Annotated in this window: 16 protein-coding genes; 11 read left to right on the top strand and 5 right to left on the bottom strand. The window is 60.9% G+C overall.

What is annotated here, in order from left to right; genetic code table 11:
• Positions 1-184: 184 nt before the first annotated feature.
• From acnA to GCN75_RS02085, 4 genes are all read right to left on the bottom strand, one after another.
• Complete coding sequence (gene acnA, locus GCN75_RS02100) at positions 185-2,905, bottom strand: aconitate hydratase AcnA (RefSeq protein WP_152281132.1); 2,721 nt, start codon at positions 2,903-2,905, stop codon at positions 185-187.
• Between the two features lie 88 nt (positions 2,906-2,993).
• Entirely contained in the window at positions 2,994-3,557 is a 564-nt protein-coding gene (locus tag GCN75_RS02095) for a hypothetical protein (protein ID WP_152281131.1), read from the bottom strand.
• A 13-nt stretch (positions 3,558-3,570) separates the two neighbouring features.
• A complete protein-coding gene (locus GCN75_RS02090) occupies positions 3,571-4,569 on the bottom strand; it encodes an HpcH/HpaI aldolase/citrate lyase family protein (protein ID WP_152281130.1) in 999 nt (332 codons plus the stop codon).
• 126 nt (positions 4,570-4,695) lie between these two features.
• Entirely contained in the window at positions 4,696-5,685 is a 990-nt protein-coding gene (locus tag GCN75_RS02085; protein WP_034789110.1) for a malate dehydrogenase, read from the bottom strand.
• Between the two features lie 305 nt (positions 5,686-5,990).
• Here GCN75_RS02085 and GCN75_RS02080 point away from each other — a divergent pair, with 305 nt between their 5' ends.
• The 9 genes from GCN75_RS02080 to GCN75_RS02040 all read left to right on the top strand — a co-directional run bounded on the left by GCN75_RS02080 (position 5,991) and on the right by GCN75_RS02040 (position 13,558).
• Entirely contained in the window at positions 5,991-6,875 is an 885-nt protein-coding gene (locus GCN75_RS02080; protein ID WP_152258536.1) for a GntR family transcriptional regulator, read from the top strand.
• Positions 6,876-7,181: 306 nt separating this feature from the next.
• Entirely contained in the window at positions 7,182-7,604 is a 423-nt protein-coding gene (gene sdhC / locus GCN75_RS02075; protein WP_034752080.1) for a succinate dehydrogenase, cytochrome b556 subunit, read from the top strand.
• Between the two features lie 2 nt (positions 7,605-7,606).
• Entirely contained in the window at positions 7,607-7,972 is a 366-nt protein-coding gene (sdhD, locus tag GCN75_RS02070; RefSeq protein ID WP_034752078.1) for a succinate dehydrogenase, hydrophobic membrane anchor protein, read from the top strand.
• Positions 7,973-7,974: 2 nt separating this feature from the next.
• On the top strand, positions 7,975-9,756 hold the full coding sequence (gene sdhA / locus GCN75_RS02065; protein WP_152281129.1) for a succinate dehydrogenase flavoprotein subunit: 1,782 nt from the start codon (positions 7,975-7,977) through the stop codon (positions 9,754-9,756).
• A gap of 9 nt (positions 9,757-9,765) precedes the next feature.
• Complete coding sequence (locus GCN75_RS02060) at positions 9,766-10,476, top strand: succinate dehydrogenase iron-sulfur subunit (RefSeq protein WP_034752075.1); 711 nt, start codon at positions 9,766-9,768, stop codon at positions 10,474-10,476.
• Positions 10,477-10,593: 117 nt separating this feature from the next.
• Complete coding sequence (locus GCN75_RS02055; RefSeq protein ID WP_034752073.1) at positions 10,594-10,875, top strand: FAD assembly factor SdhE; 282 nt, start codon at positions 10,594-10,596, stop codon at positions 10,873-10,875.
• 122 nt (positions 10,876-10,997) lie between these two features.
• The gene (gene gltA / locus GCN75_RS02050; RefSeq protein ID WP_101482189.1) at positions 10,998-12,302 is read left to right on the top strand and encodes a citrate synthase; all 1,305 of its coding nucleotides are present in this window, start codon (positions 10,998-11,000) and stop codon (positions 12,300-12,302) included.
• 153 nt (positions 12,303-12,455) lie between these two features.
• The gene (locus tag GCN75_RS02045) at positions 12,456-12,797 is read left to right on the top strand and encodes a winged helix-turn-helix transcriptional regulator (RefSeq protein ID WP_152258539.1); all 342 of its coding nucleotides are present in this window, start codon (positions 12,456-12,458) and stop codon (positions 12,795-12,797) included.
• A gap of 221 nt (positions 12,798-13,018) precedes the next feature.
• Complete coding sequence (locus GCN75_RS02040; protein WP_152281128.1) at positions 13,019-13,558, top strand: NAD(P)H-dependent oxidoreductase; 540 nt, start codon at positions 13,019-13,021, stop codon at positions 13,556-13,558.
• A 13-nt stretch (positions 13,559-13,571) separates the two neighbouring features.
• Here the strand turns inward: GCN75_RS02040 and GCN75_RS02035 are convergent, their stop codons facing one another.
• Complete coding sequence (locus GCN75_RS02035) at positions 13,572-14,027, bottom strand: MBL fold metallo-hydrolase (protein ID WP_152281127.1); 456 nt, start codon at positions 14,025-14,027, stop codon at positions 13,572-13,574.
• A 117-nt stretch (positions 14,028-14,144) separates the two neighbouring features.
• Between GCN75_RS02035 and GCN75_RS02030 the strand changes: the two genes are divergently transcribed.
• Positions 14,145-15,119, top strand: a complete 975-nt coding sequence (locus tag GCN75_RS02030; protein WP_152281126.1) for a LysR family transcriptional regulator — start codon at positions 14,145-14,147, stop codon at positions 15,117-15,119.
• Positions 15,120-15,373: 254 nt separating this feature from the next.
• A complete protein-coding gene (locus tag GCN75_RS02025; protein WP_152281125.1) occupies positions 15,374-18,229 on the top strand; it encodes a 2-oxoglutarate dehydrogenase E1 component in 2,856 nt (951 codons plus the stop codon).
• Positions 18,230-18,346: the final 117 nt, after the last annotated feature.

The following is an 18,346-nucleotide window of genomic DNA, read 5'->3' as shown; positions in this document are numbered from 1 at the left end:
AAATGGATCAGTCAAACAATGATAAACCCTTATAACCGTATTGTAGAGGATTCGGCCGCACGCAATACGTAAGCTGTCCCTAGATCATGCCGATAGTCGAAATTTCAAGGAAAAACAGGGTGCAGGGACGAAAAAAAGCGCCGGTCGGAACCGGCGCTTTTATCTTGCCTCACGGCTGGGCTGATTACTCGGCCAGCAGTTGACGCAACACGAATGGCAGGATACCGCCATGCTTGTAGTAATCGACTTCGATCGGCGTATCGATGCGCAGCAGCACTTTCACGTCGACGCTGGTGCCGTCGGCGCGGTGGATGACCAGGGTGGCCAGTTGCTGTGGCTTGATTTCGCCTTCGAGGCCTTTCAGGTCGAAGGTTTCATTGCCGGTGATGCCCAGGGTTTGCACGCTGTCGTCGCCGATGAATTGCAGCGGCAGCACGCCCATGCCCACCAGGTTCGAGCGGTGGATGCGCTCGAACGAACGGGTGATCACGGCTTTCACGCCCAGCAGCTGGGTACCCTTGGCTGCCCAGTCGCGCGACGAGCCCGTGCCGTACTCTTCGCCGCCGAAGACCATGGTTGGCGTGCCTTCAGCAACATATTTCATCGCTGCGTCGTAGATCGACATTTCTTCGCCGGAAGGCTGGTGAATCGTGATGCCGCCTTCGACTGCCGAACCGTCTGCCTTGGCAGGGATCATGCGGTTTTTGATACGCACGTTGGCGAACGTGCCGCGCATCATGATTTCATGGTTGCCGCGACGCGAGCCGTAGGAGTTGAAGTCCGCTTTCAGGACGCCGTTTTCCTTCAGCCATTTGCCTGCAGGACCGTTTTCCTGGATCGAACCGGCTGGCGAGATGTGGTCGGTGGTGATGGAATCGCCGAACACGCCCAGTGCGCGCGCGCCTTCGATGCCGGTGGCCACGGCCGCTGGCGTCATCGAGAAGTTGTCGAAGAACGGTGGTTCAGCGATGTAGGTCGATTTCGGCCAGTTGTAGACTTGACCGGACACGGTGGTGACTTTCTCCCACAGCTTGCCTGGCGCGCCCTTGACGTCTGCGTAGTTGTCCTTGAACACCTTGGCGTTCATGGCGAACTTCATCATGGCCGAGACTTCAGCCGAGGTCGGCCAGATGTCGCCCAGGTAGATGTCCTTGCCGCCCTTGCCCTTGCCGACTGGTTCCGTCATCAGGTCGCGTGTCATGTTGCCGGCGATGGCGTAAGCGACGACCAGCGGTGGCGAGGCCAGGAAGTTCGAGCGGATGTTCGGGTGAATGCGCGCTTCGAAGTTGCGGTTGCCCGACAGCACGGCCGATGCGACGATGTCGTTGGCGGCGATGGCGGCGTTCATTTCAGGCGTCAGGTCGCCCGCATTGCCGATACAGGTGGTGCAGCCGTAGGCGGTCACGCCGAAGCCCAGTTTTTCCAGGTACGGCAGCAGGCCGGCAGCCGTCAGGTACTCGGTGACGACGCGCGAGCCAGGAGCCAGCGAGGTCTTGATGTGCGGAGCGACTTTCAGGCCCGCTTCCACGGCTTTCTTGGCCAGCAGGCCGGCAGCCAGCATCACGCTCGGGTTCGAGGTGTTGGTGCACGAGGTGATCGCGGCGATCAGCACGTCGCCGTTCGACACTTTCACGCCGTTCGTCGTTTCGTACACGGCAGCCAGGTCGGCCGGGTTCTTGTTGAAGCCGTTTTCCGTCGTCGGCTTGGCGAACAGCTCGGCGAAGTTGGCTTTCACGTTGCCGATTTCGATACGGTCTTGCGGGCGTTTCGGGCCGGCCAGCGACGGAGCGACGGACGCCAGGTTCAGTTCCACCACGCGGGTGTAGTCGATGTCGCCGGCTTTTGGCACGCCGAACAGGTTTTGCGCCTTGAAGTAGCCTTCGAACGCGGCGATTTCAGCCTTGCTGCGGCCGGTGCCCTTGAAGTAGTCGATGGTGGCTTCGTCGACTGGGAAGAAGCCCATGGTCGCGCCGTATTCCGGTGCCATGTTGGCGATCGTCGCGCGGTCGGTCAGGGTCAGCGATTCCGTGCCGTCGCCGAAGAATTCGACGAACTTGCCGACGACTTTCTCTTTGCGCAGCAATTCGGTGATGGTCAGGACCAGATCGGTGGCGGTGCAGCCTTCGCGCAGCGCGCCCGACAGGTTCACGCCGATGACGTCTGGCGTCAGGAAGTAGACCGGCTGGCCCAGCATGCCCGCTTCCGCCTCAATGCCGCCCACGCCCCAGCCGACCACGCCGATGCCGTTGATCATGGTGGTGTGCGAGTCGGTGCCGACCAGGGTGTCAGGGTAGTACACGTCGCCGGCTTTCTTGCCTGCGTGGTGCACGCCGCGCGCCAGGTATTCCAGGTTGACCTGGTGGACGATGCCGAAGCCTGGCGGCACGACGCCGAAGGTGTCGAATGCCTGCATGCCCCATTTCATGAACTGATAGCGCTCGTTGTTACGCGAGAATTCCAGTTTCATGTTCAGGTCCAGCGCTTTCTTTTCGCGGTAGTGATCGATGGTGACCGAGTGGTCGACCACCAGGTCGACCGGCACCAGCGGTTCGATTTTCTTCGCGTTGATGCCCATCTTGGCGGCCACGTTGCGCATGGCGGCCAGGTCGGCCAGCAGCGGTACGCCGGTAAAGTCTTGCAGCACGACGCGCGCCACTACGAACGGGATCTCGTCGGTGCGCTCGGCGGTCGGGCCCCAGCTCGCCAATTGCTTGACGTGTTCTTCGGTGACTTTTTTGCCGTCGCAGTTGCGCAATACCGATTCGAGCACGATGCGAATCGACACTGGCAGGCGGGAGACATTGATGCCCAGGCTTTTTTCCAGCGCAGGCAGGGAGTACAGCTTGCCCTTCTTGCTATCCGAAATATTAAAGTCCTTGAGCGTGTTCAGAGTGTTGCGGGACATGACCTCTCCTTGTTGGGTATCGTCTATTTATTGATTATTCAAATTACAAAACATGACTGAGCCCCCGAAGAGGCCCTTGCTGCTCACATCAGCCGCCGGTCGCCGGCAGCACGCCCAGCGATGGCGGGGCTTCCACCACTGCCGCCGGCTTGGCTTGCTCCGCATCCTTGCATTCGTTGGCCAGCTGGCGGCCTTGCTTGGAGTCGAGCAGCATGCCTTTGGCCGGGATGCCGATCCAGACCAGACCGTACAAGCGGTTCTCGAAGCGGTTGGCGCCGGTGGTGGTGCCCACGCGGCTCAGGCGGTGCAGGCGCTTCTTCCAGCGCAGGGCGATGTGTTTGTCGTCAGTCGCATTGGTGTAGATGGTAATCTTGTTACCAAGTTCACAATTGAAGTCGGTGGAGGCGGAGCCTGCCGTATCCGGTTCATCGGACTCTTCCTTGTCGACCACCGACATGGCCAGCGGATGCGCTTCCTTGGCGGCCGCCTTGGCCTTGGTGGTCTTGGCTTTCGGCTTGGCCTTGGCCGTCTTGACCGCCTTGGCGTTTGCCGCTTCCTTGGTGTCCGTGGCGGCGAAGCTGGCTGGCGCCAGCGTGAGGGTCATGGCGCCCAGCGCGACGCTGCAGGCAATTGCTAATTTGGAGATGGACATCGTGTAATTCCTGTCAGTTTTCAGTGGTGCTGGTAGGCAGCGCGTTCAATAATGCAGCGGCCGCCTCGGGCAGGCCCAGGCCTGCCAGTTTGGCGCGTTGCAAAACGGTCCAATAATATCGGTAGCTGGCGCGGTCGTGCAAGCGGCCATTTTGCGCAATCGGTCCCCAGTTGGCGCGCAGCGCTTCATTGAGGATGTTGCTGGCCTCGTTGACTTCGGACAGGCGCGGCGTGAAGGCCTTGATGATGGGCTTGATCTGGTCCGGGTGGATGCTCCACATGCGCGTGTAGCCGAACTCGGCCGTCGCGCGCTGGGCGTCGTTTGCCACCACGGCCGAATCGCGCACGTCCGTCGTCACGTTATGCGACGGCACCTTGCCGTGCGCGTGGCAGGCGGCGGCCACTTCCAGCTTGGCGCGCACCACCAGCGGGTGCGTGAACTGGCCCGGCGTGCGCATGGCGGCGGCGGGAATGGCGCCGTAATGGGCCGACACGAAATCCATGATGCCGAAGGACAGGCATTCGACCTGGGGCAGGGCGGCGATGGCGTAGGCGTCGCGCAGCGCGCCATGCGTCTCGATCAGGATGTGCACGGGCAGGTTGTCGCGGCCGGCGCGGCGCGCGTGCAGGTTGATCAGGTCGATGGCCAGCATGGCATCCTGCACGCCGCCCACCTTCGGCACGGCGATATAGGCCAGGCGGCTGGCGGCGCCGCAGATGATTTCCACGTCGCGCGCGAAAAACGGGCTGTCGACGTCGTGCACGCGCACGCCGATGCGGTTGAACTGGTTCTCGTCGCTGGCCAGCAGGCCGGCGATCATGTGGGCGTGGGTTTCTTCATTGCCGGCGCTGGCGCCGTCTTCGCAGTCGAACGTGATGTCGAACAGGGGGCCAAGCTCTTGTTGCAAAGCAATCGATTTACGCATCAGCTTTTCGGAGCCGGCGTAGTGGTCGCAAGCGGCGAGCAACAGCGGCTGGCGTTTGCCTTGGAATAAAACCTCGGAAGGGTGCATGCTTAAGGCATTTCTGCAGGTAAAAACTACTTGATAAACAGTCGGGCCGCACAGGCCGCGCCGCGCCATGCGCGTAGCGGCCTGCGTAGCGGGCGGCACGTCTGTGCCGCGCCGCCAGGACTGGACTTAGGCCAGCAGGTGTTTCACGCCTTCGCGCTCTTCGGTCAGTTCTTTCAGGGTCAGGTTGATGCGCTCTTGCGAGAATGCATCGATTTCCAGACCTTGAACGATGGTGTACTCACCGTTGTCGGTGGTGACCGGGAAGCCGAACACGGTGCCTTCAGGGATGCCATACGAGCCATCCGAAGGAACGCCCATGGTGGTCCACTTGCCGGCGGTGCCCAGCATCCAGTCATGGATGTGGTCGATGGCGGCGTTCGCTGCCGACGCTGCCGATGACAGGCCGCGCGCTTCGATGATGGCCGCGCCGCGCTTGCCGACGGTCGGCAGGAAGGTGTTGGCGTTCCATTCCTGGTCGTTGATCAGGTCCTTGACAGCCTTGCCGTTCACGGTGGCGAAGCGGTAGTCGGCGTACATGGTTGGCGAGTGGTTGCCCCAGACGGTCAGCTTCTCGATGTCTTTCACGGCGGTGCCGGTCTTGGCAGCGACTTGCGACAGCGCGCGGTTGTGGTCCAGGCGCAGCATGGCGGTGAAGTTTTTCGCCGGCAGCGATGGTGCCGATTTCATGGCGATGTAGGCGTTGGTGTTGGCAGGGTTGCCGACCACCAGTACCTTGACATTGCGCGAAGCGACGGCGTCGAGCGCCTTGCCTTGTACCGTGAAGATCTGTGCGTTCGCTTCCAGCAGGTCCTTGCGTTCCATGCCTGGGCCGCGTGGACGCGCGCCCACCAAGACGGCCACGTCGACATCCTTGAATGCGGTCAGCGGATCGGAGTGGGCGGTCATTTCCGTCAGCAGCGGGAATGCGCAGTCGTCGATTTCCATCATCACGCCCTTGAGCGCCTTCTGGGCTTTTTCGTCCGGGATTTCAAGCAGTTGCAAGATGACAGGCTGGTCTTTGCCGAGCATGTCGCCATTGGCGATGCGGAACAACAGGGCGTAGCCGATCTGGCCGGCGGCGCCGGTCACTGCAACACGCATTGGGGTTTTAGCCATGATGAATCTCCAAAAATGGGAAAGAAAACGGGCTTGAAGCTGGGCTTACGCTTATCCGGAAAAACTATAATGATACCAAAACCGGCCCGCGCCACCGAATTGCTGGTGTACGCTGCCGTCACGCTTGTGCTGCACGAGACCAGAGTGGCTGGCCGACAACATAAAACGCTGGCTCACAAGTTTTATCGAGGGCAGTTTAGGCCTCCGATCTGTATCTGTCAATCATATCTTATGTCTTATATAAGACAGATAACTACGTGTGTTTTACTGGACGCGGGCAGTGATTTGTGTTGAAATGTCGGACTATGAATTCCGCCTCGTCCAATCTGACCAACAATGCCACTGCTGCAAGCGGGGCGGTCAGTCCGACCGCGGGCACCCCGGCCACGCCCGTCGCCGCAGCGGCCAATGCCCCTGCCGCCGTGGTGGCCGGCACCAATACCACTGCGGCGGCGCTGCCCGTCGCTAGCGCTTCGCCCACCTTCAGTCCCCTGTACCAGCAGATCAAGGCGCTCATTACGCAGAGCCTGCAATCGGGCGAATGGAAGCCGGGCGAACTGATCCCCAGCGAAGTCGAGCTGGCCGGCCGTTTCAAGGTCAGCCAGGGCACGGTGCGCAAGGCCATCGATGAACTGGCCGCCGAGAATCTCGTCATGCGCCGCCAGGGCAAGGGCACTTTCGTTTCCACCCATCATGAGGCGCGCGCGCATTTCCGCTTCCTGCGCCTGGTGCCGGACGAAGGCGTGCCGCATTATCCGGAAAGCAAGTTTATCGAAGTCAAGCGCGTGCGCGCGCCGGCCGACGTGGCGCGCCTGATGGACCTGAAATCGGGCGACGCCGTCATCTTCATCAAGCGCGTACAGTATTTCGACGGCGTGCCCACCATCGTCGAGGAGCTGTGGCTGCCCGGCCTGATCTTCAAGGGCCTCACGGCCGAGCGCCTGGTGGAATACAAAGGGCCCATGTATGGCCTGTTTGAAACGGAATTTGGCACGCGCATGATCCGCGCGTCCGAGCAGATCCGCGCCGTGTGCGCCGATGCGGGCGCCGCGCAGCTCCTGAATATCGACCTCGGCACGCCCTTGCTCAGTTCCGAGCGCGTGTCGTTTACCTACGGCGACAAGCCGGTCGAACTGCGCCGGGGCCTGTACCTGACCAGTCGTCATCATTATCAGAATGAACTCAGTTGAAGCGGCGGGGCGTCTGCGGGCGCCCGAACAAGCAGCAAAACTGAAGTGCATCGCTTGCAAGATGCCTGCCGCAAGGCGGGCAACGGAGACAACAGAAAGCGCAGCGACAGCATGGCCAGCCCCGGCGGGCCGTGCTTTGCCGGCGATTCTGTAATTAAATTACGTGAACTACGGAAAGTAGCGCGGTATTTTGTAGTAAAAAACCATTTTGGTTATATGTAACAATAGATATTGGTATGGGTTGCGAAAATCGGCGAAAATCGCGGCTTCAATATTTAGTTGAAATTCAAAGGGGAGGTTTTTGTTATGTCTGAAGCCGTAAGAGAAGTACCAAAAAAAGAACGGCCGCAATTCCGTAACATTCATGTTACCGAATTGTCGAACTACCGCATGGCTGTCGGCGCCATCGTCTCGATCCTGCATCGCATCAGCGGTTTCATCATTTTCGCCTTGCTGCCGTGCATCCTGTACATGCTGGAACTGAGCCTGCGTTCCGAGATGTCCTACGCCTACTTCCAGGGCATCGCCTCGCACTGGTTCGTCAAGCTGATCACCCTGGGTCTGGTCTGGGCCTTCCTGCACCACTTCTGCGCCGGTATCCGTCACCTGTTCATGGATGTGCACGTTGCCATCGAAAAAGATTCGGCACGCAAGACCGCGTCGTCCGTGCTGGTCGTGAGCCTGGTGTTGACGGCCCTGGTCGCTTTGAAACTGTTTGGAGTATTTTAAACATGGCAGACAATAATATCGGACCGAAACGCCTCGTCGTCGGTGCCCATTACGGCTTGCGCGACTGGCTGGCGCAACGCGTCACCGCCATCGTCATGGTGGCATATGTTGCCATCCTGCTTATTTCTTTCTTGACTGGCAGCAACTTCAGCTATGAAGGCTGGGCCGGTCTGTTCGCACAGCAGTGGTTTAAATTGTTCAGCCTGGTGACCTTCGTCGCCCTGTTCTACCACGCATGGGTCGGCGTACGCGACATCTGGATGGACTACGTGAAAAGCGCTGGCCTCCGTCTGACCCTGCAAATTGCCACCATGCTGTGGTTGATCGCTTGTGCCGGCTGGACGGTACAGATACTCTGGAGTGTGTAATCGTGGCAGCATATAAATCTGCAATCCCTACCCGCCGCTTTGACGCGGTGATCGTTGGCGCCGGCGGTTCCGGCATGCGCGCGTCGTTGCAACTGGCTGAAGCCGGCTTGAACGTCGCCGTCCTCTCGAAAGTCTTCCCGACCCGCTCGCACACCGTTGCGGCGCAGGGCGGTATCGGCGCGTCGCTCGGCAACATGGCCGAAGACAACTGGTTCTGGCACATGTTCGACACCGTCAAGGGCGGCGACTATCTGGGCGACCAGGATGCCATCGAATTCATGTGCCGCGAAGCACCGAAAGTCGTGTACGAGCTGGAACACTTCGGCATGCCATTCGACCGCAACCCTGACGGCACCATCTATCAGCGTCCATTCGGCGGCCACACGGCCCACTTCGGCGAAAAGCCGGTGCAGCGCGCTTGCGCGGCAGCCGACCGTACCGGTCACGCCCTGTTGCACACCCTGTACCAGCGCAACGTGCGCGCCCGTACGCACTTCTTCGTCGAATGGATGGCACTCGACCTGATCCGTGACGCCGACGGCGACGTGATCGGCGTTGTGGCGCTGGAAATGGAAACGGGCGAATGCATGATCCTGGAAGCAAAGACGACGGTCATGGCAACGGGCGGCGCAGGCCGTATCTTCGCCGCGTCGACGAATGCGTTCATCAATACCGGCGACGGCATGGGCATGGCGGCACGCGCCGGCCTGCCGCTGCAGGACATGGAATTCTGGCAGTTCCACCCGACCGGCGTGGCCGGCGCGGGCGTATTGATCACCGAAGGCGTGCGCGGCGAAGGCGGCATCCTGATCAATAGCGAAGGCGAACGCTTCATGGAGCGCTATGCGCCGACCCTGAAGGATCTGGCGCCGCGCGACTTCGTGTCGCGTTCGATGGACCAGGAAATCAAGGAAGGCCGCGGCTGCGGTCCGAACAAGGATCACGTGATGCTGGACCTGCGCCATATCGGCGCCGACACCATCGCCAAGCGCCTGCCATCGATCCTGGAAATCGGCCACAAGTTCGCCAACGTCGACGCCACCAAGGAACCGATTCCTGTCGTGCCGACGATTCACTACCAGATGGGCGGTATCCCGACGAACATCCACGGCCAGGTCGTCACCCCGACCGGTCCGGATAATTCGGCGAAAGTCGTCAACGGCCTGTACGCGATCGGCGAATGCGCCTGCGTCTCCGTGCACGGCGCCAACCGCCTGGGCACGAACTCGCTGCTGGACCTGGTGGTCTTCGGCCGCGCGGCCGGCAACCACATCGTCAACAGCGGCCTGAAAGCCAAGGAAAACAAGCCTTTGCCAGCCGATGCAGCCGACTTTGCCATGGGCCGCTTGCAGCGCCTGGAAAACTCGACCGGCACGGAAACCGTGCAGGGCGTGGCGAACGACATCCGCGCAACGATGCAGAAGTACTGCGGCGTGTTCCGTACCGACGAGATGCTGAACAAGGGCGTCGAAGAAATCATGAAGCTCGACGAGCGCCGCAAGCACGTCTCCTTCAAGGATAAATCGATGGTCTTCAACACGGCCCGCGTGGAAGCGCTGGAGCTGGACAACCTGATCGAAACGGCGAAAGCGACCATCGTTTCGGCAGCAGCCCGCAAGGAATCGCGCGGCGCCCACGCCCAGGACGACCATCCGCAACGTGACGACGACAACTGGATGAAGCACACTCTGTGGTATTCGGAAGGCAACCGACTGGAATACAAGCCAGTCGTGACCAAGCCGCTGACGGTTGATACCTTCAAACCGAAACCACGTACTTTCTAAGGCTATACCATGGCACGCACTCTCAAATTCAAAATCTACCGCTACGATCCTGACCAGGATGCCAAGCCGTACATGCAAGACCTGACGGTCGAACTGAAAGACACCGACAAGATGCTGCTCGACGCGCTGCAGCGCATCAAGGCGGACGTCGATGACTCGCTGGCCCTGCGCCGCTCGTGCCGCGAAGGCGTGTGCGGTTCGGACGCGATGAACATCAACGGCAAGAACGGCCTGGCATGCACGACCAACCTGAACGAGCTGTCCGAGCCTATCGTGCTGCGTCCGTTGCCAGGTTTGCCGGTCATCCGCGACCTGATCGTCGACATGACGCAATTCTTCAAGCAGTACGATTCGATCAAGCCTTTCCTGATCAACGACTCGATCCCGCCTGAAAAAGAGCGCCTGCAGTCGCCGGAACAGCGCGAAGAACTCGATGGCCTGTACGAGTGCATCCTGTGCGCATGCTGCTCCACGTCGTGCCCGTCGTTCTGGTGGAATCCGGACAAGTTCGTCGGCCCGGCCGGCCTGCTGCAAGCCTACCGCTTCATCGCCGATTCGCGCGACGAAGCCACGGGCGCGCGTCTGGACAACCTGGAAGACCCGTACCGCCTGTTCCGCTGCCATTCGATCATGAACTGCGTCGACGTCTGCCCGAAAGGCTTGAACCCGAACAAGGCGATTGGCAAGATCAAGGAATTGATGGTCCGCCGCGCGATCTGATTCTCCTGATCGCGTCCGCCGGGCGCCGTTTGCGGGAAGAGGGTATCCTCTCTTGCCTGCAGGCGGCGCCTGCAAAGCAGCACCGTGCCGCAAGGCACACGTAAAGTGGTAAACCAAATGACAGAATCAATTTTGTCCTCGCATCAGGCCGACCCGGCCAATCGCGCCCGCCTGCGCTGGCGTTCACGCCGTGGCCTGCTGGAAAACGACATTATCCTGACCCGTTTTCTCGATGCGTATGAAACCGAATTGACCGATGAAGAAGTTGACGCGCTGACGCGTTTGCTGGATTTATCGGACAATGCGTTAATGGATCTGGTACTGGCCCGTAAAGAGCCGGAAGGCGAAGTCGATCTGCCGCATGTGCGCGCACTGCTGCAACGACTGCGCATTGCCTAGACGCCTGGGCGATATATTGCAAACGGTGCGAGTGGCGCGCTGTAGCACTGCCGAATTGCGGTGCGAATTGCAGCCAGAATTTTTGATTTTAATTTCGACTCACTCCCGAGAAGGAAGAGCCCATGAATATCTCTGACACAAAAGCTACCCTGTCGTTCTCCGATGGCAGCCCATCGCTTGAATTTCCAATCTACAAAGGCACGGTTGGCCCGGACGTCATCGACATCCGCAAACTGTACGCCGGTAGCGGCAAGTTCACCTACGACCCAGGCTTTATGTCGACGGCCGCCTGCAACTCGTCGATCACCTACATCGACGGCGACAAGGGCGAGCTGCTGTACCGCGGTTACCCGATCGAACAGTTGGCCGTCAACGCCGACTTCATGGAATCGTGCTACCTGCTGCTGAACGGCGAATTGCCGAACGCAGCGCAAAAAGCCAAGTTCGTCGATACCGTCACCAAGCACACGATGGTGCACGAACAGATGCAATTCTTCTTCCGTGGCTTCCGCCGCGACGCGCATCCGATGTCGGTCCTGGTGGGCACCGTCGGCGCGCTGGCATCGTTCTACCATGACTCGCTGGACATCAACGACCCGCGTCACCGCGAAGTGTCGGCCATCCGCCTGATCGCCAAGATGCCTACCCTGGTCGCCATGACCTACAAGTACTCGGTCGGCCAGCCGTTCGTGTACCCACGCAACGACCTGTCGTACAGCGCCAACTTCATGCACATGATGTTTGCCAATCCGTGCGAAGAGTACAAGGTCAACGACGTGCTGGTGCGCGCCCTGGACCGCATCCTGATCCTGCACGCAGACCACGAGCAAAACGCTTCGACCTCGACCGTCCGTCTGGCCGGTTCGTCGGGCGCCAACCCGTTCGCCTGTATCGCTGCCGGTATCGCCTGCCTGTGGGGCCCTGCCCACGGCGGCGCCAACGAAGCGGCACTGAACATGCTGAAGGAAATCGGCACCGTCGAGAACATCCCTGCCTTCATCGAGCAAGTCAAGGACAAGAACTCCGGCGTCAAGCTGATGGGCTTTGGCCACCGCGTGTACAAGAACTTCGACCCACGCGCCAAGCTGATGCGTGAAACCTGCTACGAAGTGCTGCAAGAACTGGGTCTGCAAGACGACCCGCTGTTCAAGCTGGCGATGGAACTGGAAAAGATTGCACTGAACGACGACTACTTCGTGTCGCGCAAACTGTACCCGAACGTCGACTTCTACTCGGGCATCGTGCAATCGGCGCTGGGCATCCCTGTCTCGCTGTTCACCGGTATCTTCGCCATGGCCCGCACCATCGGCTGGATCGCCCAGTGGAACGAAATGATCGCCGACCCAGAGCAAAAAATCGGCCGTCCACGCCAGCTGTTCGTCGGTTCGACGACCCGCGAAGTACTGCCACTGGACAAGCGCGCTTAAGTCAAGCCGCCGCATCCTTGCCGGACCTTGCGGTCCGGTGCGTAAAAGCGAGCCTCCGGGCTCGCTTTTTTTATGCGCGTTTTATCGGGCGTTGCAACGGCAGGCTGCCGGGCTGTTATGCTCGGGCCCTGGATCAACAGGAAGTACAACGCAATGAACGAAGACATATGCGCCCCCAGCGGCGTGGCCCTGGGCGACACGGGCTTTGGCTACACCCTGTCGCTGATCGGCGGCAAATACAAGATGCTGATCCTGTACGCGCTGGCGGGAAACACCGTGCTGCGGCATAACGAACTGAAGCGCCATCTCGGCGGCATCGCCTTCAAGACCCTCAGCGTCGTCCTGAAGGAGCTGGAAGCCGACGCGCTGATCGTTCGCAAGGAATATCCGCAGGTGCCGCCCAAGGTTGAGTATTTCCTCTCCAGCAAGGGCGCATCGCTGATTCCCGTGCTCAATACCCTGTGCGAATGGGGCGAGCAGCACCAGCCAGGCTGATCCGCATGCGCATGCCACTGAAGGGCTTTCTGCGCTCGTGCAACTTACTTTTCTTACTGTATGAGTAGTAAATGTGCGTACTTGTGAAAAGTACTCGCTATGGCTATGCTGTTTCTGCCCCTGAAGGCGCGACCGCGCGCCTGGGGGCAGGGTACCGGCTTGCCTGTTTTCCTGCGAATGCGGGCCCGGCGCGCCCATCCCATACTCAGGAAAGCAGCCTCATGAAAACTCTCGTTATCGTCTTCCATCCCTCCATCGCCACCTCGGTGGCCAACAAGCGCTGGCTGCAGGAGCTGGCGCAGTATCCCGAGCGCTACACCATCCACCATGTGCACGAGGCCTATCCGGACGGGCACATCGATGTGGCGCGCGAGCAGGCGCTGGTGGAGGCGCACGCCAATGTGATCTTGCAATTCCCCGTCTACTGGTTCAACTGTCCGCCCCTGCTGAAGCGGTGGCTCGATGACGTGCTGGCGTATGGCTGGGCCTACGGCACGGGCGGCGACGCCTTCAAGGGCCGCAAGGTGGCGCTGGCCGTCACGGCAGGCATCCGCCAGGAGGACTTCACGCCGGAAGGCAAGTGGAACGTCACCCTGGCGCAGCTGCTGGCGCCGTTCGATGTCACCCTGGCATACATCGGTGCCGACAACCGCCGCTTCTTTGCCTTCTATGGCGCGGAAGACGGGCCGAAGGAGGCGGGCTATGCCGAACGGCTGGCGCGCAGCGCGCAGGAATACGAGCGCTTCCTGGCCTCCTTGTAAGGCAGCCTACGCCTCAATTCAGTGCTGCTACCAGGCAGTGCAGTTCGACGTGCCGGCCCTCGAGTTGCAGGCTGCTGCCCTCATAGGGCTGGGGCATGACGATGCAGCGCGGCGCATTGTGCTTGAGGATGCCGCCCCAGTGGGCGACCCTGGCGCCCGCCTGGCGGCGGATGGCCTCTACCGTGGCGCTGCTGGCGAGGATGCGGGCTTGCGGAAAGGCGTGCTGCAGCACGCCCAGGCCGAAATACGCTTGCGGTTCGGCGGCGCTGATATAGATGGTGGTCAGGCGCTTGCCGCTGGCGGCGATGGTGTGCGCTAACTGCGCCGCATCGTCGCGCAGGAACTGGGCATTGACGAGGATGGCATCGGCCACGCCGCTCAGCAGCAGCGAAGTCGATGGCGCGCGGCCCAGCACATCCAGATGAAAGGTGTCCAGCGTGCGGAAGGGGCGGGCGGCGCGTGCAAGCATATTATTCTTTCGATATCAGATACTCTGCCGCATATTATCCTTTCGACCAGGCGGGGAAAATAGGGTAGATTGCAATACTTAGTTGCATGAATCGAACGAATCATTGGAGAGCTGCAGATGGACCGCATCACCGCCGCACAAGTGTTTGTCGCCATCGCCGAGCGCGGCAGCATGGTGGCCGCCAGCGAAGCGCTCGACATGTCGCGCGCCATGGTGACGCGCTACCTGGCCGAGATGGAGCAGTGGGCAGGGGCGCGCCTGCTGCATCGCACCACGCGCCGCCTGAGCCTGACGGATGCGGGCGAGGCCACCCTGGCGCGCTGCCGGCAGATGCTGGAGGTGGCCGGCGCCATGGCCGTCACGTCGCCCGAAGGCGCCGAGACGCCGCACGGCTTGCTGCGCATTACCTGTTCGCAATCGCTGGCGCAGACGGCATTGGCCGGGGCAGTGACCGCTTACCTGCGGCGCTACCCGCGCGCCGCCGTCGACCTGCAGATGGAGAACCGCGCCGTCAATCTGGTGGAACAGCGCATCGACCTGGCGATCCGCATCACGAACGCGCTCGAGCCGAACCTGATCGCGCGCCAGCTGGCCAGCTGCGCTTCCGTGGTGTGCGCCGCACCATCGTATTTGGCCGCGCATGGCACGCCGCGCCGGGCGGAAGACCTGGCCCTGCACAACTGCCTGACCTATACGTATTTCGGCAAGAGCCTGTGGCAGTTCACGCACGACGGGGAAGCGCTTACTGTCCCCGTCAGCGGCCGCCTGTCGGCCAATGAGTCGCTGGTCCTGCTGGTGGCCACGGTGGCGGGGGCCGGCATCGCCATGCAGCCGCGCTACTCGGCCGCGCCGCTGATCGCCAGCGGGCAACTGGTGGAACTCCTGCCCGCGTATCAGCCGCAGGACATGGGCATCTACGGCATCTATACCTCGCGCCGGCACATGTCGCCGTTGCTGCGCACCATGCTTGATTTCCTGGTGGAATGGTTTGCCGGCGATCCCGATTGGCTGGCGGCCATCGCGACGGCGCCATTGCCTGGCAGACCAGTTGGGCGCAAGCGGCTCGCCGGCGGGGACAGGGAAGTGCCGTAAGGGCAACAATAACAGGCTGGCAAGCCCGGGAAAATCAACAACACAGCTTACATTTGCTTGCCAAATAAAATTCAACTAGCGGTTGTTGCGTTACAATACCGCGTGCTATTCTAAATGACGGTATGAAGAATGCTGGCGCAATAAAAAAGCCCTTCCCCCACAACTTGATGTGCAATCCGCTAACCGGTCAGGCCGTGTCGCGGAAGGTTAGATTAACCCGCTAATCTCGCGAAGCGCGAAGAAAGGTGAGCAATATGATGCAACAATTTACGTCCAACTCCTACCTGTTCGGTGGGAATGCTCCGTACGTGGAAGATCTGTACGAAGCGTATCTCAATAACCCAGGTTCGGTACCGGACAACTGGCGCGCCTATTTCGACGCGATGCAGCACGTGCCTGCAGTCGACGGCACCAACAAGCCTGACGTGGCGCATGCCTCCGTCGTCGCCTCGTTCGCCGAGCGCGCAAAAGCAGGCCCGATCCGCACAGTGACCGCTTCCTTCGATGCCGAAATGGGCCGCAAGCGTGTTGCTGCTACGCAACTGATCGCCGCTTACCGCTACCTCGGTTCGCACTGGGCAAACCTGGATCCGCTGCAACGCCAGGAACGTCCGATGATCCCCGAGCTGGAGCCGAGCTTCTACGGTTTCACCGATGCGGACATGGACACCGTGTTCAACATCAGCAATACCTATTTTGGCCCCGAGACCGCCACCCTGCGCGATCTGCTGAACTATCTGCGCGATACCTACACGCGTTCGATCGGTGCCGAATTCATGTACATCTCCGATCCGGCCGAAAAGCGCTGGCTGCAGGAGAAACTGGAAGCGATCCGCTCCACCCCGAATTTCACCCCAGAGAAAAAAATCCACATCCTCGACCGCCTGACCGCGGCTGAAGGCCTGGAACGCTATCTGCACACCCGTTACGTGGGCCAGAAGCGCTTCTCCCTGGAAGGCGGCGAAACGTTCATCGCCTCGATGGATGAAACCATCCAGCGCGCCGGCGAAAAAGGCGTGCAGGAAATCGTCATCGGCATGGCCCACCGCGGCCGCCTGAACGTGCTGGTCAACACCCTGGGCAAGGCGCCGCAGGAACTGTTCGAAGAATTCGAAGGCAAGCATGGCGACGACCTGCCTGCCGGCGACGTGAAGTACCATCAAGGCTTCTCGTCGGACATCTCCACTGCGGGCGGCCCGGTCCACCTGTCGCTGGCGTTCAACCCGTCGCACCTGGAAATCGTCAACCCTGTGGTCGAAGGTTCCGTCAAGGCCCGCATGGACCGCCGCGGCGACGCGCAGGGCGCGCAAGTGCTGCCTATCCTGGTGCACGGCGATGCCGCTTTCGCCGGCCAGGGCGTGGTCATGGAAACGCTGAATCTGGCGCAAACCCGCGGCTACCATACGGGCGGCACGGTGCATATCGTGATCAACAACCAGATCGGTTTCACCACCTCGGACCCGCGCGATGCGCGCTCGACCCTGTACTGCTCGGACGTCGTCAAGATGATCGAAGCACCGGTCCTGCACATCAATGCCGATGATCCGGAAGCCGTGGTACTGGCGACGCAGATCGCGCTCGACTACCGCATGGAATTCAAGAAGGACATCGTCCTCGACATCATCTGCTACCGCAAGCTGGGCCACAACGAGCAGGATACGCCGGCACTGACGCAACCGCTGATGTACAAGAAGATCGGCCAGCATCCAGGCACCCGCAAGCTGTACGCGGACAAACTGGTCGCGCAAGGCGTGATCCCTGCCGATGGCGGCGACAAGATGGTAGCCGCTTTCCGCGACGCCATGGACGCCGGCAAGCACACCGTCGATCCGGTCATCTCGAACTTCAAGAACAAGTACGCCGTCGACTGGCTGCCGTTCCTGAACAAGAAATGGACCGATTCGGCCGACACCGCCGTGCCGATGACGGAACTGAAACGCCTGGCCACCCGCATCACCACCGTGCCGGAAGACTTCAAGGTCCACTCGCTGGTGGAAAAAGTACTGGGCGACCGCGGCACCATGGGCCGTGGCGAAATGAACCTGGACTGGGGCATGGGCGAACACCTGGCCTACGCATCGCTGGTATCGTCCGGCTACGCCATCCGCCTGACGGGCCAGGACGCCGGCCGCGGCACCTTCGTGCACCGCCACGCCGTGCTGCATGACCAGAACCGCGAGCGTTGGGATGCCGGTACCTACATTCCGCTGCAAAACGTGTCGGACAACCAGGCGCCGTTCACCGTCATCGACTCGGTGCTGTCCGAAGAAGCCGTACTGGCCTTCGAATACGGCTACTCGACCGCCGAACCGAACACCCTGACGATCTGGGAAGCCCAGTTCGGCGACTTCGCCAACGGCGCGCAAGTGGTGATCGACCAGTTCATCAGCTCCGGCGAAGTGAAGTGGGGCCGCGCTTCGGGCCTGGTCATGATGCTGCCGCACGGTTACGAAGGCCAGGGTCCTGAGCACTCGTCCGCGCGTCCGGAACGCTTCCTGCAGCTGTGCGCAGACAACAACATGCAAGTGGTGCAGCCGACGACGGCTTCGCAGATCTTCCATCTGCTGCGCCGCCAGATGGTGCGCCAGTTCCGCAAGCCGCTGGTCATCCTGACGCCGAAGTCGCTGTTGCGCAACAAGGATGCCGGTTCGCCGCTGACCGACCTGGCCAAGGGTGGTTTCCAGACCGTCATCGGCGAAGTCGACGACAAAATCGATGCCAAGAAGGTCAAGCGCGTCATCGCCTGCTCGGGCAAGGTCTACTACGACCTGGTCAACGCACGCAAGACACGCGGCCAGACCGACACGGCCATCGTGCGCCTGGAACAGCTGTATCCGTTCCCGCACAAGTCGTTTGCTGCTGAACTGAAGAAGTTCCCGAACCTGGTCGAAGTCGTCTGGGCACAGGACGAGCCGCAAAACCAGGGCGCCTGGTTCCAGATCCAGCACAACATCTTCGAAGGCCTGGAATCGGGTCAGCGTCTGGCCTACGCCGGCCGTCCTGCTTCGGCGTCGCCTGCTGTCGGTTACTATGACAAGCACTACGCCCAGCAAAAAGACCTGCTGGAAACGGCATTCTCGAAGCTGAAGGGTTTTATCCTGACCAAGTAAGCGGCAGGACAAGGGGCGCGGCGCGGTTTGCGCGGCGCCCGACCAGTATATGATGACGGAGCGCTGTCCTTGCTACGCAGGGACGGCGCCGCAATAACAAAATAAACGGAGTTTTAC

The organism is Janthinobacterium violaceinigrum, assembly GCF_009208555.1.
GTDB classification, from domain to species: Bacteria; Pseudomonadota; Gammaproteobacteria; order Burkholderiales; family Burkholderiaceae_D; genus Janthinobacterium; species Janthinobacterium violaceinigrum.
The sequence above is the reverse complement of the archived record's forward strand: the minus strand, read 5'-3'. Positions and strand labels throughout refer to the sequence as shown.

What these genes read in the sequence shown, in the direction of transcription:
- acnA (WP_152281132.1), bottom strand. Translation starts at nt 2,905, where the DNA reads ATGTCCCGCAACACTCTGAACACGCTCAAGGACTTTAATATTTCGGAT.
- GCN75_RS02095 (WP_152281131.1), bottom strand. Translation starts at nt 3,557, where the DNA reads ATGTCCATCTCCAAATTAGCAATTGCCTGCAGCGTCGCGCTGGGCGCC.
- GCN75_RS02090 (WP_152281130.1), bottom strand. Translation starts at nt 4,569, where the DNA reads ATGCACCCTTCCGAGGTTTTATTCCAAGGCAAACGCCAGCCGCTGTTG.
- GCN75_RS02085 (WP_034789110.1), bottom strand. Translation starts at nt 5,685, where the DNA reads ATGGCTAAAACCCCAATGCGTGTTGCAGTGACCGGCGCCGCCGGCCAG.
- GCN75_RS02080 (WP_152258536.1), top strand. Translation starts at nt 5,991, where the DNA reads ATGAATTCCGCCTCGTCCAATCTGACCAACAATGCCACTGCTGCAAGC.
- sdhC (WP_034752080.1), top strand. Translation starts at nt 7,182, where the DNA reads ATGTCTGAAGCCGTAAGAGAAGTACCAAAAAAAGAACGGCCGCAATTC.
- sdhD (WP_034752078.1), top strand. Translation starts at nt 7,607, where the DNA reads ATGGCAGACAATAATATCGGACCGAAACGCCTCGTCGTCGGTGCCCAT.
- GCN75_RS02060 (WP_034752075.1), top strand. Translation starts at nt 9,766, where the DNA reads ATGGCACGCACTCTCAAATTCAAAATCTACCGCTACGATCCTGACCAG.
- GCN75_RS02055 (WP_034752073.1), top strand. Translation starts at nt 10,594, where the DNA reads ATGACAGAATCAATTTTGTCCTCGCATCAGGCCGACCCGGCCAATCGC.
- gltA (WP_101482189.1), top strand. Translation starts at nt 10,998, where the DNA reads ATGAATATCTCTGACACAAAAGCTACCCTGTCGTTCTCCGATGGCAGC.
- GCN75_RS02045 (WP_152258539.1), top strand. Translation starts at nt 12,456, where the DNA reads ATGAACGAAGACATATGCGCCCCCAGCGGCGTGGCCCTGGGCGACACG.
- GCN75_RS02040 (WP_152281128.1), top strand. Translation starts at nt 13,019, where the DNA reads ATGAAAACTCTCGTTATCGTCTTCCATCCCTCCATCGCCACCTCGGTG.
- GCN75_RS02035 (WP_152281127.1), bottom strand. Translation starts at nt 14,027, where the DNA reads ATGCTTGCACGCGCCGCCCGCCCCTTCCGCACGCTGGACACCTTTCAT.
- GCN75_RS02030 (WP_152281126.1), top strand. Translation starts at nt 14,145, where the DNA reads ATGGACCGCATCACCGCCGCACAAGTGTTTGTCGCCATCGCCGAGCGC.
- GCN75_RS02025 (WP_152281125.1), top strand. Translation starts at nt 15,374, where the DNA reads ATGATGCAACAATTTACGTCCAACTCCTACCTGTTCGGTGGGAATGCT.